The sequence below is a fragment of the Thauera phenylacetica B4P genome (assembly GCF_000310225.1).
In the GTDB taxonomy this organism is placed as follows: Bacteria; Pseudomonadota; Gammaproteobacteria; order Burkholderiales; family Rhodocyclaceae; genus Thauera; species Thauera phenylacetica.
Window position 1 is genome coordinate 1 of the sequence record NZ_AMXF01000488.1, and the last position, 1,076, is coordinate 1,076.

Sequence of the window (1,076 nt, forward strand, 5' to 3'; positions counted from 1 at the left end):
CGCCCTCCCCCCGCCAGCTCGGCGCCTGCTGGGCGGGCGTGGGCGGCGAGCGGCCGCCCCACCCGCTCGACGCCGCGCTGATCTTCGCCCCCGCGGGCGAGCTCGTCCCCGCCGCGCTGCGCGCCGTCGCCAAGGGCGGCACGGTGGTGTGCGCCGGCATCCACATGAGCACCATTCCCGCCTTCCCCTACGACATCCTGTGGGGCGAGCGCCGCATCGTCTCGGTGGCCAACCTCACCCGCCGCGACGGCGACGAGTTCCTCGCCCTCGCGCCGAAGGTGCCGGTGCGCACCGAGGTCGTCCGCTTTCCCCTCGAAGAGGCCAACGACGCCCTCGAACGCCTGCGCCGCGGCGCGCTGCAGGGGGCGGCGGTGCTGCTGCCCTGAATTCCCCTTGCCAGCGGCGCGGGACTGTTTAAAATTACAGCCATCCCATGGAGGCTGTCATGACCGCCCGTAGCGAAAACCTCACCGCGCGCCAGCAGGAAATCCTCGACTTCATCCGCTCCACCGTCGAGTCCGAAGGCCGCCCGCCCACCCGCGCCGAGGTGTGCACCGCCTTCGGCTTCCGCTCGCCCAACGCCGCCGAGACCCACCTGCGCGCGCTCGCCGCCAAGGGCGCGATCCTGCTCGAAGAGGGCCGCGCGCGCGGCATCCGCCTGGCCGAGGCGCTCGGCCTGCCCCTGGTCGGCCGCGTCGCCGCGGGCAGCCCCATCCTCGCCGCCGAACACGTCGAGGCGCGCTACCAGCTCGACCCCGCGCTGTTCTCGCCCAGGGCCGACTACCTGCTGCGCGTGCGCGGCATGAGCATGCGCGACGCCGGCATCCTCGACGGCGACCTCATCGCGGTGCATCGCAACGCCGAGGCGCGCAACGGCCAGATCGTGGTCGCCCGGGTGGACGACGACGTCACCGTCAAGACCCTGCAGCGCAAGGGCCCGGTGGTCGAGCTCCTCCCCGCCAACCCCGACTACACCCCGATCGTCGTAGACACCCGCCGCGAGCCGCTGGTCATCGAAGGCGTCATGGTGGGGCTGATCCGCAAGGACCACTGAGTTCGCAGCCTTCCTCTCCCTT

General features: G+C 72.6%; 2 protein-coding genes. Both read left to right on the forward strand.

All coding sequences use genetic code 11. The features are described 5' to 3' along the window. The coding region (locus tag C667_RS23215; RefSeq protein WP_004389867.1) for an MDR/zinc-dependent alcohol dehydrogenase-like family protein at positions 1–386 on the forward strand (386 nt) is incomplete at its 5' end. 59 nt (positions 387–445) lie between these two features. Further along, positions 446–1,054: a transcriptional repressor LexA gene (lexA, locus tag C667_RS23220; protein WP_004389869.1), complete on the forward strand. Its 609-nt coding sequence runs from the start codon at positions 446–448 to the stop codon at positions 1,052–1,054. Positions 1,055–1,076 lie beyond the last annotated feature (22 nt).

Coding starts and splice junctions, on each gene's coding strand:
- lexA (WP_004389869.1), top strand. CDS start 446: ATGACCGCCCGTAGCGAAAACCTCACCGCGCGCCAGCAGGAAATCCTC.